Genomic DNA, 15117 nt, shown 5'->3' with positions numbered 1-15117 from the left:
ATATAAATCTCTTTTGGATAGTAAAGAAAGGAGTCTTTTGATTGAAAGGCATCATGCTCCCCATACGTTAGCGGATAAAGAGTCATAAAATGCTAAATTTAAGGGATATTTTTTATCCCTTAAAGCTGCTAATTGATTGGCTTGTTGAATAATGTATTTGTTTCCTTGATTGGATGGGTCTCCGTATAACCCTATATACAATTTAGGGAATTTACCTTTACCTATCTTTTTTAAAATGTGATTATCATTTTCAGCGAGGGAATGTCCATAAATAAAAACACAAGGCTCTTTTTGCTTGCAGTTTGCGATCAGGCTCTTATAGCTATGGTAAAGATACGCATGATGTTCAATTTTAGCCATTTTTTCTTGGCTAGTACCTTCTGTTACAAACAATGGAAATTCATTGTTTTCAAGTGATTCACGGATTTGATCAATAAGCCGAACACCACTTCTGAGCCAGGTGTATTTTCTTAATTCATATCCTGCATCGAATAAATGAAGTGCACCATGTAGATAGTGAACGCGTTGCTGTCCTGAGTTAGAGTGACCTTGCCAAATGACATATGAAGTATCAAATTCATCTTCAACATTTCCAAAACCATCATTTTTGCTTATTTTGTTTGATGCTTCATCAATAAAATCGCTGGAATGCATTAGAACCCAATAAAGAAGCAAGTCATAATTAAGTGTATAAACTTGTCCAGAGGTTCCTTCTCCAAGGAAATAATTAATAAACTTCTTACAGTGCAGATACTGCGTTTCTGAAATGTCAGATGGGATCTTCGGGTGATTTTCTGAAATAGTCTGAATTAAAACTTCTTTTAAGCAAGCAATATGTGCTTCTATTTTTTTTGTGGATGCTTGACTATTTGGCACGTAAATAGGCAATAGACAAATGCCATTACCGAGTGCTTTGAGAATAATTTCGAAATCTTGTGTATTAAAAGCTTCAAAAGCCTGTTTTAATTCTGGTGTATTAGAAAAGTCCGCTTTGTTATATAAAGAGTAATAATGAAAAATATCGGGGAAACAGCCTATACTGAAACCATTTCCTAGAATTAAATGCCGTTTAGAATAGTTTTGTGAATCAATAATAGCTTCTTCAAAGGAAATTAAGTTAAGCATTGTTTATCTCCGCTACTTTAACTCGTTTTTTCCCCGTTAAAAGTTGCTGCATTAATGCTTTTTTTTCTTGTTTTAAAGAACATAGTTTTTGTTTTAACAGTTCAATTTCACGATCAGCGGTAGAAAGTACTGAAGCAATTTTTTCTTGCTCTTCAGAGGAGGGTAACGAGATAACAAGATTAGCAAATATTGAAATCCAGTGTCGCTGATGTCCTCCAATAGGATAATTTAGTATTTGCATTGCTTCGAATATATACTTTATCGAAACGCCTTCTTTTGCTTCTAAGATTTTCATTGCACTAGACTTTGCTTTAAATGGAAAATTTACAAACTTACTAGCAGTGGTAAAGTCGTCAAATATAATTACTGGTAGATTCTTGTTAAATATTCCGAAATCTTCATTTGTGTAACCTAGTAAAAATGTTTTTCCAGCGGTTAATACGGGTACTTTATATTCATTAGAGTAATCAGAGGACTTCACAAGATAAGGTGTTGGTTGTTGGTAATCTAACAACTTGCCTAACTCTACTTTTTTCCACACACCATCAAATCCAGGAAAATGCTTTTTTCCAGTCAGCGATTGTTGCATTAACGCTTTTTTCTGCAGCTCACTGTTGGCTAATAACTTTTCGGCGGTGCTGATAGCTTTGTCCCATGTTGATAGGATTTCAGTTATTTTAATTTGTTCAGATAATGGAGGTAGAACTATTTCCAAACGATCAAATTCGCTTTGCCCAAGAGTTTTATTTCGTCCAGCTCCTCCAGGAGAAGCTAGTTCAAGAAGATTTTTCCCTAATTTTGTATTGAAAAGATATAATATAAAATCAACATTACATAGATTATTTTTAGGTCGATACATTGGAAATCTATGTGAAGCAATCATGCCTAATTCATTCTGAGTAGTTTTTGCAATCGCTTGTTCCCATGCAAAAACAATATTCAGTATTAAGCAGTTAGGTTCAATGTGAAAAACTCTCTTATTTCCTAGTAATTTTCCAGTAATTTTCCCTTTATAGAAAATTCCTTTTCCATGCGATCTTATGCCGATTTCTCTATATTCTTCATTCTTCATAACATTTACAGGAAGAACGACTTTTTCCAGAATTTCAGAAATTTTTCTTTTATTCCAATCGTTAGGAGTCATAGCCTAACTCCTTTAAATATGCTTCCATTTGAAGCTCAAGCTTGGCTAATTCTTTTTTTAGTATCATACGCTCAGCTCTAACCGCTATGAGATCAATTTCTTCTTCTTCCTCAAAGGTATCAACATAACGAGGAATATTTAGGTTGTAATCATTCCTTTTAATTTCATCTAGGCTTGCGAGATATGCATATTTATCAATAGATTGACGTTGATTGTAAGTTTCAATGATTTTATCAATATTGCCTTGAGACAATTGGTTTTGATTTTTGCCTGATTTAAATTCTTTGGAGGCATCAATAAAAAGCACTTTATCATCTGATTTTTGCTTTTTGAAAATAAGTATAGCTGCAGGAATACCGGTACCATAAAAAAGCTTTTCAGGTAAGCCAATCACTGCATCTAGTAAATTTTCTTCAATCAATTTTTGTCTAATTTTCCCTTCACTGGATCCTCTGAATAGAACGCCATGTGGCACAACCACGCCCATCCGACCTGTTTTAGGTTTAAGCGTTTCAATCATATGTAATATAAACGCATAATCACCTTTGGTCTTAGGGGGTATCCCTCGGCGAAAGCGGCCAAAATGATCGTTTTCAGCCTCTTCATGTCCCCATTTGTCTAGTGAAAAGGGTGGATTCGCTGTGACAATATCAAACAACATCAAATGCCCTTTTCTATCTAATAGTTTTGGATTTCTAATGGTATCGCCCCATTCAATTTTGTGATTATCCTCACCATGCAAGAACATATTCATCTTGGCCAGCGACCATGTAGAGCCAATCGCTTCTTGTCCAAAGAGCGCATAATTTTTTTTATGATGGTTTTCTCTAATCAGTCGACCACATTTCATCAATAAAGAGCCAGACCCACAAGCAGGATCACATATACTGTCACCGGGTTGAGGATCAAGTAATGTTGCCATCAAGCTGGATACTTCGGGAGGAGTATAGAATTCCCCGGCTTTTTGCCCACTACTGGCAGCGAAGTGTTTGATAAGATACTCGTAAGCGTTGCCAATAATATCGAGTCCTGCAACGCGAGAAGGTCTTAAGTTAAGTTCAGGTTTAGCAAAATCCTCTAGTAAATGTCTTAATATAGTGTTTTTCTGCTTCTCTTCACCAAGTTTATCGGTATTAAAACTGATATCTTGGAAAACACTTTTAGCGTTATCGCGTAGTTTGGTACCATTTGCTTCTTCTATAGCATGTAAGCACAGGTCAATTCGTTCACCATTGCCGGGTTCATGACGTCGTTCCCAAAGGTTTTTAAATGTTGCTTGAAATTGATCTCTAACAGAGCCATCTTCATTTTTAAGAATAATTTCAGGAATCACAAAACGCTCATTTTTCATCATTTCATGAATTAATTCCGGCTCATCACCATATTGTTTTTGATATTCGTCAAAATGATCTTGCCAGACATCTGATATATATTTCAGAAAGAGCATGGTAAGAATAAAATCTTTATAGGTATCAGCACTAATTGTTCCCCGAAAAGTATCACACGCTGCCATCAGCGCTTTGTTGATAGCGTCTTGATTAACAGGCTCGGCATTGATGGCTGTAGTGTTTAACGCATTGCTATTTAGCATGATGTAACTTCCTCTTCATTCAATTGGGTTTGGCTGATTTCATTAAGCAGTGTTTGCATAAGTAACTCACCATTAGCGATCATTTTGTCTGCTAACTGTTTTTCTTTGCTTATGGTTTTAGCTAATTCTATGATGGTTCTTTGTTGCTTCAATGTAGGTAAAATAATTGGTGTTGCTTCTAATACCTGTCTACGAATACTTGGCGTTGTACTACCCTCAGCATTACTGAGAAAATAGCGCTGTGCGATAGTTTGATTTAAAAACCAAGCTATGTATTCGGGTAAAACATCAGGAACATTTAAACGAATTACAAAGAATTGAGGTGCTGCCATCGCAAGACGCTCTTTTAGCTCAGCATCTATTAATGCGGCGTAATTACGCTGGCCACGTGCTGCGAATAAAATATCCCCAGACTGAAGTGATACCTGAGATTGGCGGCTAGGTAATATAGTCTCTATTACTGTGCTCCAGTTTACATTATATGTTTCATTAATGTCTTTCATTTGAACACAATAAATACCTGAATTTTTTAATTCGGGTATTTTTCCGCGAAATGAGTAGCCCGCACTAATTGTTGAGATGTTTATCAGTTCCAAAATATTTGCATCCTTAGTAATGATGTTTATAATTATTGCTGACAAAACAAATCATGTCAAATTTATTTTGCATCAATGTCAAGGATGTAACAATATCTGTCTTTAAAAAGGAGTTTATTTTATGACAGCAAGCACCCGCACTATAATCTCTACGCTAGAGCAATTGTCCTTGGAAGGGTATGTTTTCAGAGGACATGAAGATTTTAGGTATCAGTTAACACCCAGTGCTTTTAGAGAGCATTCGATTGCTCAAATGAAGAGAGACTTTAATATTCCCCCATCGATCCTTACTGAATGGCTCAATAGTGAAGAAATTAAAAAAGCTATAGCCTTATGGTATTCGTCCAATCCTATTCATTTGCAACATCCAGCAATATACTTATTAAAAGAATGGTGCTTATATATAATGCACTACAACCATTCTCTCCATCTTTTTGTTAAAAATAATCCCGATAACGTCTCTGAACAGGATGCTGCCAGCTTTTTATTACGTGACGCTGTGTATTGGCGACAGGAAACAACTTTTCAACAGATGTTCGAAAGATACCTCCCAACCATTATTAACCGCCACAGTTTAAAGGATGGCACACTCATTCAGCAAGCTAATCCCTATGAAGATCTGGCTGCTGTCGACGAAACACTGCCCCAACATTACGGGATTCCAACCGCAGCATTAGATTGGTCCCATAATTTTTATGTGGCTATTCATTTTGCGTTAGGAAAGAAGCGTGAGCAAAACTCCAAATTTCTTGCTTTATATGCTTTTAAAATCCTTGATCCCATATCGCCAGTTAAAATGCTTGATAGAAATATACATTTAAAAAACATTAGGGCAGAAAGGCAAGAGGGAACTTTTAGCTATTTTCGCCATCCGTGTTCTTTCTTTTTGCAAAACGGGGGCTTCCCATCATTAAATTATTTTAGCCAGCGCTATAAAAATCGATTAGAGATCTGTAGATTTGAACTTAAGGAGTTTTTGATTGAACGAACAGAAAGCAACTTATGTTACCTTAAAGGGCTATTGAAAGAGAGGGGGATAAGTAAGACGTATCTTTTTCCTGATGTGGTTGAGCAAACTGAACTCACCTCTTAATTAGCGGCACCAAAACGGCACCATCTGAGGACAATTACAGACGACGAAAGACTACTTCATATATTTTGCAGAAAGAACGATAGCCCAAAGTTGACATGGTTTTTCATAGTCTTTAGTGGTATTTCATGAAAAGAACAAAACGTATGGTAGCGGGTTCGATTCCCGCCGCCCCACCATATCGCGGCACTATAACGGCACCATTTAGTATTATTTGATTGGTCTAAGTGTCCCTGATTTAATTTGATTATCAATCCATTTTTTAGCTTTGTTAATTACATATCTTTTTGCTTCTCAAACGGGTTAAGTATTTACAAATTGATACTGTCGATAATCAACTCAGTATCTACACTGAGTGTCAGGCACACTCCAAAGTCCAATAATTTATCAAATTAGCGATTAGAGGATACGAGGAAACGAAGCAGAAGTCGTTTCGCATGGGGTACATCGACAAATGCATCACGTGCATGGAGAATAACGTGGTTATTGATAATCAGTAAATCTCCTGCTTTCAGAGTGAAGCGTAATTCAAGATCAGGGTGAGTGGCAAGACGATCATATAGGTCAAACAAAATTTTCGCTTCAGGATCAATTGTAACTCCCGGATGACGGTCTGCACTTCGGAAATAATCTGAGAGATAAACCGTTTTAAGTTGACCCTCATGGTGTGCACAAGGTGTTATCCAGACAACTGGGGGAGTTCCTGGTGCTTGTTCGTTGCGTAAGTCGAGTAATACAGGTTCAAACAATCGGTGTATCAGATGTGGTGACTCGCTGCGTAATGCATTGAATACAGAAACTGAACTCGTCAAGCGACTTTCCCCGCCTTGTGCCGCAGGTCGGATGGTAAGGAGCCCCAGTAGGTCAGCGCCGTCGCAATGAGGACGAAATTCCCGGTTAGTGAGGTAATTCCGTGCATAGTTATTATTTACCTCGGGGTGATTACATACTTCCCCAATGAGGTCATTTTGTGGGTTTTGGATGCCTAAATGGCCAAATTGACTGCCGAAAATTGCCATGAATAATTTAGCGCGTGCTATTGACCAACGCTCAATCGGAATACCGCGGATCAGGATAAAGCCTCGACCTTTAAACAATGCAGTGCAACATTCATCAATAAGTAATTGTAAATTGACATTACCCCAGTCTCCTGGCCCGATTTCATCAAGGCTGATATCTACTGCTTCCACTTCATCAACTAAAGTATCTATAGCGTTGGTTTCAGCTAAAGACAAATGATGGGCGAATGTTTCAGGACTTCCAATTTCCTTAGCCTTCCAGGCGCATTCTCCTTTAAGCTCTTGTGTAGGAATTGACGTATGCTTTCTGGTAAGAAAATGAATGCCTTGTTCTAAAATGGTATATGTTTTCATACGTAGGTTTCTTTAGGTTCGGTACCTAGAATCAATGCGCTCAAGTTTTCGCAGAAAAGTAGGCCAGGCAAATGTCCCCAAGGTTCCATCGTACCAAGCGCGACTCATTTTTTGAACTTTTTCAGGAATACCCTGTATCGGTTTATTTAGTTCTCTGCTATGGGTTGTGGCGCGCAACTGCATGGAGCAGGCAGATTCTAAGTAGTAAATCAGTAACCAGGCAGCCCCACAGTTAGGTCCCACCGCTAATGTTCCATGATTGCGAAGCAGCATGAGATGTTTGGAGCCTAAATCAGCAACCAGCTGTTCCCCTTCGTGAGAATCAAGTACAATACCTTCATAGTCATGATAGGCAAGCTCGCCACCAATGATCATGGCATTCTGCGTTAGTGGTAATAGCCCTTCTGCGCAGACAGAAAGCGCAACACCATCTAGGGTATGAAGATGGATAATGCATTTTGCATCGTCACGTGCCTTATGGATTGCACTGTGGATGGCAAAAGCTGCTGGATTAATCATTTTGCTTTCCGACTCAATCACATTGCCTTCTACATCAACCTTTATCAGGCTTGAAGCGGTCACTTCTTCAAACATCAAGCCGAATGGGCTTAGCAGGTAATGGTGTTTGCTTCCAGGTACTCGCATTGATATGTGAGTGAAGATCAAATCGTCCCAACCTTTCCAGGCAACAAGACGATAGAGTGCAGCTAAATCGACACGTGCGGCCCATTCGTCAATAGTCATACCTCTAGGGCACTCTTTATAGTATACCCCTGCAGTAGTCATTTCTACCTCCTCCTGCCCAGAGCTTTAACGTATGGTGAAAATGAGCTTATGAGAAACGACTTTTTCCCATCCTTCTCTCATGAAATATAGCATGTATTTTCAAGCTAAGGGGCGTGAGCGAAATAATTCCGGTTTTGGAAAATTCACGATCATATTAATAATGGGGTCAGGCCTTGAATTGTGAATTTCAATTGAAGATTGATGGAGTCTATTGACGCTCAGAATGGAATGAATTAAAAACACTCAAGGAAAAGATAATTAATAGTCCAACATGGCAAGATCACTGCGAATAGAGTTCCCAGGAGCGTTGTATCATATCACCTCAAGAGGAGATGGTCAGGAGCGTATCTACATTTCAGAGGAAGATAGAAATCTATTTTTAAAGACATTTTCTGAGGTATGCTTAAGATGTGGTGTCTATACTCAAAGATTTAATCGAACCCACAATCGCGTGGGGCACGTTTTTCAAGGACGATTCAAAGCAATATTAGTTGATAAAGAGGGTTATTTGCTTGAGTTATCAAGATACATTGTATTAAATCCTGTACGCGCAAAAATGGTTACTTCACCAGATGAATGGAAATGGAGTAGTTATCAAGCTACGACATTAAAAGAGTCTAAACCCAATTGGTTGCATACAGATAAAATTCTTTGTTTATTTAGTGAAGATGTGGCCGTAGCCATTCATAAATATCGAGAATTTGTCATTGATGGAATAACGAGTAAGTCACCATGGAGTGATTTAAAAAAACAAATTTACTTGGGAAATGATGAGTTTATTAATGAGATGTTGAAAAAAATCGACCCTCAAATGAATCTAATAGATATTCCAAAAACTCAATATGAACCAGAGAATTACACTTTAAAAGAGATAGAGCAAAAGACCAGTACAAGAAATGAAGGAATTCAAGTTGCGTACAAAAGTGGTCAATTTAGTTTAAAAGAAATTGGAGAATATTTTTGCTTGCATTATTCTAGTGTGAGTAAAATAGTCAAAAATTACGACTATAGTTTCGAAAATTCACAATTCAAGGCCTGACCCCATAAGTGTGCAAGGCCTGACCCCGTAAGTGCGTAAGCTTTATCGTTTTACTCATCATCCAATGTCCTTAGGCACTTCGCCTCAATCGCTTGTTAGATCCCAGGTAATTAATAAGTCCTTAATGTAATTAATTTATAATAAAACAGTATTCCCTATAAACCCGCGCATGATTACCTTGCGTTAGGTAACAAGAAATTTTCGATACTATCCTCAAATCATAAAAACTCCCCATTAATGTTGGCTTAATAAACTAAATGTATAATTATCGCTTAATTCGCTCAATAATCGCCCTTGATGACTCAATTTAGAGATTACATTTATGTTTAATAAAATAGTAGAACAACGACTTCAAAGCGTCTTAAATGATTCTAACCGAGAAGAGTTTAATGCTGTTATTGCAGACTCCTCTAAACTTGAAACACCAGGAGAGGAACTTCAATTCCTCCTAGCTTATTTAAATGGAATGATTGGAGAGGATAAAAATAATGCAATTGTAAAACTCATGGGTGAGCTCTTGAGTAGCTATTTAATCTTTATCAATCCCTCCAGAGAATATTGCCAAAAATTAGACTTGATATTGAAAGGTTATCAATCGAATGTTGGTAATAGTTCAGTTTACACTGCGCAACTGAAACAGATGAGGATGAATTTATTACAACAAATAAAACTAAAGGATACATCGGAATTCAAATATACGCTTTTGACAAATATGAGTCTGAGTGCGTGTGTGCTCATTACTCGGGGATTGCTGGCAAAAAATAAATCTTTAGAAGGCGCCTACATTGATTTAATAATTGAAAAATTAAAAAAAATCTCACCTACAGATTTAGAAAAAACCCCAGTTCTACGGCAAAATTATCTGATTTTAATCAAGGAATTGAAAAAAGCAAATTCAGACAATCATCTTTCCTCCTTGGAAAATTTAGCTCGTCCCGTAGTATTGATGCAAATCGGAGATATAGCCCAGGAACAAGTTGAAAGTAATAATCAAAATATAAGTGCAATTGAAAAGGTAATAAGCAACATAGAAATACCGGCTGATATCGGAATAAATTTAAAGAACCTTAAAAAATACGGTAAAGAGGTGCAGGAACTTGAAGCAGAATTAAAAAATATTGAAAAACTTTTATTAGAGGAAAAACAAAAAGAGCAAGTCCACCTCAAATATTTTGAGGAAGCAGAAAAGATATATTCTGGAGAGGACTTAAGCAATTTTAAAAAATTAGGCGAAATCTTGCTCGAAAAGAGTTTAGAGGCAGTGAAATTAAGTCAGTCAAGATATCAAGAAATCAATAGCCGCATTGTAGAATTTTCTAAACGAGTTGCACACCTGAGCTCGCAGGCAGAGAACGATCATAAGGTAGTAAATAAAAAACATGAAGAAATTGAACAAAATTATAAGGAATTTTATTCCGATCAGGAAAACGCCTTAGCCCAATTAGAAATTGTAAAAGCACAACATAATGAAAGACTTAACTTTTTAAAAGAAAATAATTTGCTCGATAATTCGCAAGATTTACACGATGCTATAAAAATATTTGATGAGATAGACCATGTCAATGCAGCTTTTAAAGAAGCTGCGCTTAAATTTGCAGAAGAATTACGTTCTTTTGACCCATCACAGGACCTAGAAGAAAAAAGGCAAAAAATAGCAAAGCTTTCAGATGAACTGCTTGAGCTCTCTCAGCGATTCCCGATGCAAGATACTTTACTGCGTTTAAGAAAACATTTGGAGAATTTGAGTCAACAAGTCAATTCAAGCATTAGAAGAATCAGAGAAAATCAGCGTAGTTTCGCTCAACAGGGTGAATCTGCAAAAAGTGAACAACAAGAAATAGAAAAAAAAGCGGAAACTAGTGAGGAAGAGATAAATCGTTTATTAACAGAACAGAATAAAAATTGGGGGGATTTAAAATTATCTCTAAAAAATCAAAGCGCTGAAATAGACAGTAAAACGAGCGCTATCGAATCAGCTTCCAAGAGTAATAAGGAGAGGATAGATAGCCTGGGTACTTCTATCTTTTGGTATGGGTTACCCATTATCCGCTGGTTTTTTGGTGATCGGTTAAAAGCCTTTCAAGAGGAAAGAGAAACTCTCTCGGCGACAAATAAAACCTTAGGCCAACTAGAATCTAGTTTGCAAAAAATAAAAAAAGAAGCAGATAAAATTGCTTTTAGTGAAGCTCCAGTCAGAGATTTTACTTCTCTGCAAGGTGCATATAGCGAGTTGGAACATTTGGAGAAAAAGGAGTCATTTAACCAATATATTCCTAGTCTTTTTTCGATTGCAGAATCTAAGTACGTTGAAGTTCTTGAGCGAATAGCTGAGCTTACAAAGGATAGGAATGAACTTTTACATCAGTTAGAAATAAAAACAGCCGTTGTAGAAGATTTTACCAGGAAGGTAGCAGAAATTCAGAAAAAAATAGACTTGTTAGAAAGTCACAAAGAAAGAACATTGACAGATCTGCTCATTGAAGAGCATGGGAAGGAAGAAGAAGGTATTGATCTGACTCAAATAGGAAACAAGCAATTTCTCCTACACCTCCAATCAAGTGCTGAAACAGGTAATTTAGACCAAATTAAACTAATTATGGAACACTGTATTCATCTTGATGCCCCAAGCTCTAACGGTAATAATGCGTTACATTTTGCCGCTCATAAAGGTGAAGTTGGAGCTGCAAGCTTGTTGTTAAGCAAAGAAGAGCCATGGCACTCTAAAAATAAAGACGGTAATACCCCCTTACATTTTGCCGCTTTAGGGGGAAAACCTCAAATGGTTGAGTTGTTCTTGGCTAATCTCAGGGATAAGGATAGTAATTTTAAAAATTATAAAGGGAATACTCCTTTACATCTAGCTGTTGCAAAAGGAAATCTTGAGATAGTTGACCTACTACTCAGAGACTTAAAAACTAAAAATCTGGAGTGGAATCTTTCTAATGCTTCCGGGCATACTCCCTTAGATTCAGCCGTTTTCCTGGGAAAAACGGTGGTTGTGAATTTATTAATAGATGATTTAATAGAGAGAGGCGTTCACACTCAAGCCACCGATCAATTTAACAATCTGTTGTTCATCGCCTATAAAAAATACTCCGAGGCTGAAGAACCTAATAAAACAGAGAAAAGAAACAGTTTTGAACTCATTATTCAAAGGTTAAAGGAACAAGGAGCTCGATTTGATTTAAGTAAACAGGATAGTGCTGGAAATAATATTTTTCACCTGGCTGCGAAGAATGGAGATATTCAACGTATTAAAGAATTAACCAACCAGGATAAAAGCTTATTGAGCCAATTCATGAGTAGTCCAATTGATTTTTTTGTGAGTAACCCGATTAATAAGGAGAATCCCGAGGGTAAGACACCACTGCAATTAGCATTAGATAATGATCATCTTCATGCAGTTCGCTTATTGATTCTTTCTGGAGCAAAGATTGACAAACAAACTTTTGCAACAGAAAAAGGAAAACTGTTTCTCGCAGAAGTATCGTCTACAGAGAATAAGGAAATATATGCCAGGTTCCTCAAAGAGGGATTAATAACCTCTCCAACCCAGAAGGGAATAGGCTCATCAGAATTGGCAGAGAAAACTTCGACAGTAGATGACAATGCGGAGTTGGCAGAAGATAATGACGAACCCAACGCGCAAGAAAGATTAGAAGAGGAAAGGTTAGGGAGAGAAAGGGAAGTAAGCGTTCAAAACAAAATAAAAGATATTGGTTCAATGGATTTTAATGAAAAAAGAGTGAGGGATGCATTGATAGGAGAAATAAAAGCCGCCCCACTTCAGGATAAATCGCGCTTGGCCAATGCCAAAGATAAAAATGGAAATAATCTCTTACACGTTTTAATTAATAATAAGGAAGAAAAAGCAGTTAAAGAGATTTGTCAATATGCAGATGTCTATATTAAAGACAGGAGCAATAAATCTGCACTCACATTAGCAACAGAGTCTTTTCAAGAAAAAAATGGTTCTCTTATGAGGGTTTTTAAAAGAATTGACGACTCTAAAGAGGCACAAATTTATAAAGCCGTAGAAGAAAAAGCGCGTAAACAGGATTTAGTCCAACTCAAGTCACTGAAAGTAATGTTTCAAATGCGCTTAGTAATACAGCAATTATTACCAAAACATAAGTCTCTAATATTGGCGCTTAAAATAAAAAAACTGGAGCTGATCAACAAGAGAGTTCGAGAAAACTCCGATGAAGTTTTTAATGAGATGCAGGAGACTAAACACAAAACGGAGAATAGGATTATGCGCCCCCTTGCATCTCAGAGAGTAGTTGAACTACAAAAAGAGATGATGGGATTAATTGAGATATTAAAGAAAGATATAGCATCTATGGAGGTTCAATTAAAATCCCGCAGAGATGCTGAGAAATACCAATGGCACTCCAGGGAACAGGACACCCCCTTACATCAAGACATTAAACGAGGCGAAATTGATATCTGGAATCAAAGACGTAACGCAGAAGCGTTAGCGGAAAATATTAATAAAATGAGTGATGGTTATCCCCCTTTACATTTAGCGATACTCTACGCAAAATCTAGCGATTCTCAAGAAGAGCAAGAGACAAGCTTACACATGGCTAAGTTTCTGATTGAAAAAGGCGCAGATATTAATGCTAAAAATACTAAGGGAGAAACAACATTACATTTACTGGCCCAACGAAGCGACCCGGCAGCACTGGAAATAATGAAATTACTCAAAGCACGTCAGGTCCAAACTGAGGCAGTCGATAAAGATGGAAATAATGCCCGACAGATAGCAAAACGAGAATACAACCAGAATTTTCTTAATCTGTTCTCAACTAAATGTGAAGGGGTCATTAAAAAAGGGATTACATTTTTCACAGCACCGGAGCAAGAACCGGCTATGGTTTTATCAAAGAATAAAACTAAAGAGGGACCAGTATTTGAAGATAAAACCAATCTATTTAAACAAATGAGAAAGAAAAAACAAGAGGAACCACAACATCAACAAGAAACGAAAAAACTGTCCGGTTAAACCAGTTTTTAACCGGGGGTTCAATAGGAGTGGTTAGTAACTGATTCATAGAATAAAGCGATAACAAAGAATACAATTGATATAGAGCGTCTACCAAACCAGGAGCGTATCTACATTTCAGAAGAAGATAGAAATCTATTTTTAAAGACATTTTCTGAGGTATGCTTAAGAAGATAGAGCAAAAGACCAGTACAAGAAATGAAGGAATTCAAGTTGCGTACAAAAGTGGTCAATTTAGTTTAAAAGAAATTGGAGAATATTTTTGCTTGCATTATTCTAGTGTGAGTAAAATAGTCAAAAATTACGACTCTAGTTTCGAAAATTCACAATTCAAGGCCTGACCCCATAAGTGTTAACGAAATCAGAAATCGATTCTTCAGAAAATTTTTTATACTCAATTGACAGATAATGGTTTTAAAAAAAATTGAAGATAGAATAGTCGATTATTTTTTTAAGCTTTCATTACCTGACAATAAAGAAAGGTGTAATTGATGAAAAGAACTTCTAATGATCCACTGCACGGTATTACCCTCGAGGCTATCTTAAATAGTTTGTTGCTTTGTTATGGTTGGGAAGGCTTGGCGGAAAGAGTCAAGATTAATTGCTTTTCTTCGGACCCCAGCATCAAATCAAGTCTTAAATTCCTGCGCAGAACACCATGGGCAAGGAGTGAAGTAGAAGCCCTTTATCTTGCGTCCTTAAAAAATAAAAATTGCGACAACCCATAATTACTGGAGTATTAATTAATATGAAGGATGTTTTCATTAATAAAGAACCTGTTGAACTTTTCAAAATTCTTAAATTTGAAGGTATCGCCTCGAGTGGAGCAGAAGCTAAGGATATGATAGCTGCGGGCGCTGTATTAGTAAACGGGGTAATAGAAAAACAAAAAAGAAAGAAGATGGTTGCGGGAGATACGATTGAATTGAAAGGCGAGGTCTTTCGGCTAAAGTTGGGTACCGATTAACAATTAATACAAGCAGGCTAGTAAAAATGGGTAAAAATCCGGAAGAATTACAGCGCTCCAAAGATGTTTTCAATTTTTAGAATAGGGTATTTTGTTGCGAGCTAGAAAAGCAGATAGTGATTAAATCTGTTATTAGGCCGAAGCAAGTGTGACTCGAAGGTTAAATTATGATGTGTAAAGTTGATCCTAACAATATTTCTATTTTACGCAGTGTTGCGGGAGTATTTTTACTCTGTGGATTTATTTCCATAGTATTAGGTAAAACATATTGTAAACGAACTATTACACGCATAGAGGAACCTATTTCATTTTGGGGAACGGTTGCTATTTATTTATCATTGGGAATAATGATGCTGTTGGGGACTTATGTATGCCAACATTAAACGGTAAGTCTAATT

The 15117-nt window shown here is 36.9% G+C and carries 12 protein-coding genes; 6 read left to right on the top strand and 6 right to left on the bottom strand.

What is annotated here, in order from left to right; translation table 11 throughout:
• Positions 1-51 precede the first annotated feature (51 nt).
• From HBNCFIEN_RS15360 to HBNCFIEN_RS15345, 4 genes are read right to left on the bottom strand one after another with little or no spacing between them, the layout of a single operon-like run.
• Positions 52-1125 carry a DUF4917 family protein gene (locus tag HBNCFIEN_RS15360; RefSeq protein ID WP_182391927.1) on the bottom strand — a complete coding sequence of 358 codons (1074 nt, stop codon included), beginning with the start codon at positions 1123-1125 and terminating at the stop codon, positions 52-54.
• Entirely contained in the window at positions 1118-2269 is a 1152-nt protein-coding gene (locus HBNCFIEN_RS15355) for a restriction endonuclease subunit S (protein ID WP_182391926.1), read from the bottom strand. Before HBNCFIEN_RS15355 ends, HBNCFIEN_RS15360 begins: the two co-directional genes overlap by 8 nt.
• Positions 2259-3860, bottom strand: a complete 1602-nt coding sequence (locus tag HBNCFIEN_RS15350; protein WP_182391925.1) for a type I restriction-modification system subunit M — start codon at positions 3858-3860, stop codon at positions 2259-2261. Before HBNCFIEN_RS15350 ends, HBNCFIEN_RS15355 begins: the two co-directional genes overlap by 11 nt.
• Positions 3854-4501 carry a restriction endonuclease subunit S gene (locus tag HBNCFIEN_RS15345; protein WP_182391924.1) on the bottom strand — a complete coding sequence of 216 codons (648 nt, stop codon included), beginning with the start codon at positions 4499-4501 and terminating at the stop codon, positions 3854-3856. Before HBNCFIEN_RS15345 ends, HBNCFIEN_RS15350 begins: the two co-directional genes overlap by 7 nt.
• Positions 4502-4577: 76 nt before the next feature.
• Here HBNCFIEN_RS15345 and HBNCFIEN_RS15340 point away from each other — a divergent pair, with 76 nt between their 5' ends.
• Positions 4578-5549, top strand: a complete 972-nt coding sequence (locus tag HBNCFIEN_RS15340) for an FRG domain-containing protein (RefSeq protein ID WP_182391923.1) — start codon at positions 4578-4580, stop codon at positions 5547-5549.
• A gap of 389 nt (positions 5550-5938) precedes the next feature.
• On the opposite strand, the gene HBNCFIEN_RS15335 is transcribed toward HBNCFIEN_RS15340, so the two are convergent.
• Together HBNCFIEN_RS15335 and HBNCFIEN_RS15330 are read right to left on the bottom strand one after the other, a co-directional pair.
• Positions 5939-6919 (bottom strand): TauD/TfdA family dioxygenase, encoded by a 981-nt coding sequence (locus HBNCFIEN_RS15335; RefSeq protein ID WP_182391922.1) that lies wholly within the window; start codon positions 6917-6919, stop codon positions 5939-5941.
• 12 nt (positions 6920-6931) lie between these two features.
• The gene (locus HBNCFIEN_RS15330) at positions 6932-7705 is read right to left on the bottom strand and encodes a class II aldolase/adducin family protein (protein WP_220470999.1); all 774 of its coding nucleotides are present in this window, start codon (positions 7703-7705) and stop codon (positions 6932-6934) included.
• A gap of 271 nt (positions 7706-7976) precedes the next feature.
• On the opposite strand from HBNCFIEN_RS15330, the gene HBNCFIEN_RS15325 reads away from it, so the two are divergent.
• From HBNCFIEN_RS15325 to HBNCFIEN_RS15305, 5 genes are all read left to right on the top strand, one after another.
• A complete protein-coding gene (locus HBNCFIEN_RS15325) occupies positions 7977-8744 on the top strand; it encodes an addiction module toxin RelE (RefSeq protein ID WP_182391921.1) in 768 nt (255 codons plus the stop codon).
• A gap of 322 nt (positions 8745-9066) precedes the next feature.
• On the top strand, positions 9067-13752 hold the full coding sequence (locus HBNCFIEN_RS15320; RefSeq protein WP_182391920.1) for an ankyrin repeat domain-containing protein: 4686 nt from the start codon (positions 9067-9069) through the stop codon (positions 13750-13752).
• Between the two features lie 491 nt (positions 13753-14243).
• On the top strand, positions 14244-14480 hold the full coding sequence (locus HBNCFIEN_RS15315) for a VF530 family DNA-binding protein (protein ID WP_182391919.1): 237 nt from the start codon (positions 14244-14246) through the stop codon (positions 14478-14480).
• Positions 14481-14500: 20 nt separating this feature from the next.
• Complete coding sequence (locus HBNCFIEN_RS15310) at positions 14501-14719, top strand: RNA-binding S4 domain-containing protein (protein ID WP_182391918.1); 219 nt, start codon at positions 14501-14503, stop codon at positions 14717-14719.
• A gap of 167 nt (positions 14720-14886) precedes the next feature.
• Entirely contained in the window at positions 14887-15102 is a 216-nt protein-coding gene (locus HBNCFIEN_RS15305; protein WP_182391917.1) for a hypothetical protein, read from the top strand.
• The last annotated feature ends 15 nt before the right edge of the window (positions 15103-15117 follow it).

The sequence above is a fragment of the Legionella sp. PC997 genome, from assembly GCF_014109825.1.
Lineage (GTDB): Bacteria > Pseudomonadota > Gammaproteobacteria > Legionellales > Legionellaceae > Legionella.
The sequence above is the reverse complement of the archived record's forward strand: the minus strand, read 5'-3'. Positions and strand labels throughout refer to the sequence as shown.

Bases quoted from the DNA above. Each gene is read 5' to 3' on its own strand.
- HBNCFIEN_RS15360 (WP_182391927.1), bottom strand. From the start codon at position 1,125: ATGCTTAACTTAATTTCCTTTGAAGAAGCTATTATTGATTCACAAAAC.
- HBNCFIEN_RS15355 (WP_182391926.1), bottom strand. From the start codon at position 2,269: ATGACTCCTAACGATTGGAATAAAAGAAAAATTTCTGAAATTCTGGAA.
- HBNCFIEN_RS15350 (WP_182391925.1), bottom strand. From the start codon at position 3,860: ATGCTAAATAGCAATGCGTTAAACACTACAGCCATCAATGCCGAGCCT.
- HBNCFIEN_RS15340 (WP_182391923.1), top strand. From the start codon at position 4,578: ATGACAGCAAGCACCCGCACTATAATCTCTACGCTAGAGCAATTGTCC.
- HBNCFIEN_RS15335 (WP_182391922.1), bottom strand. From the start codon at position 6,919: ATGAAAACATATACCATTTTAGAACAAGGCATTCATTTTCTTACCAGA.
- HBNCFIEN_RS15330 (WP_220470999.1), bottom strand. From the start codon at position 7,705: ATGACTACTGCAGGGGTATACTATAAAGAGTGCCCTAGAGGTATGACT.
- HBNCFIEN_RS15325 (WP_182391921.1), top strand. From the start codon at position 7,977: ATGGCAAGATCACTGCGAATAGAGTTCCCAGGAGCGTTGTATCATATC.
- HBNCFIEN_RS15320 (WP_182391920.1), top strand. From the start codon at position 9,067: ATGTTTAATAAAATAGTAGAACAACGACTTCAAAGCGTCTTAAATGAT.
- HBNCFIEN_RS15315 (WP_182391919.1), top strand. From the start codon at position 14,244: ATGAAAAGAACTTCTAATGATCCACTGCACGGTATTACCCTCGAGGCT.
- HBNCFIEN_RS15310 (WP_182391918.1), top strand. From the start codon at position 14,501: ATGAAGGATGTTTTCATTAATAAAGAACCTGTTGAACTTTTCAAAATT.
- HBNCFIEN_RS15305 (WP_182391917.1), top strand. From the start codon at position 14,887: ATGATGTGTAAAGTTGATCCTAACAATATTTCTATTTTACGCAGTGTT.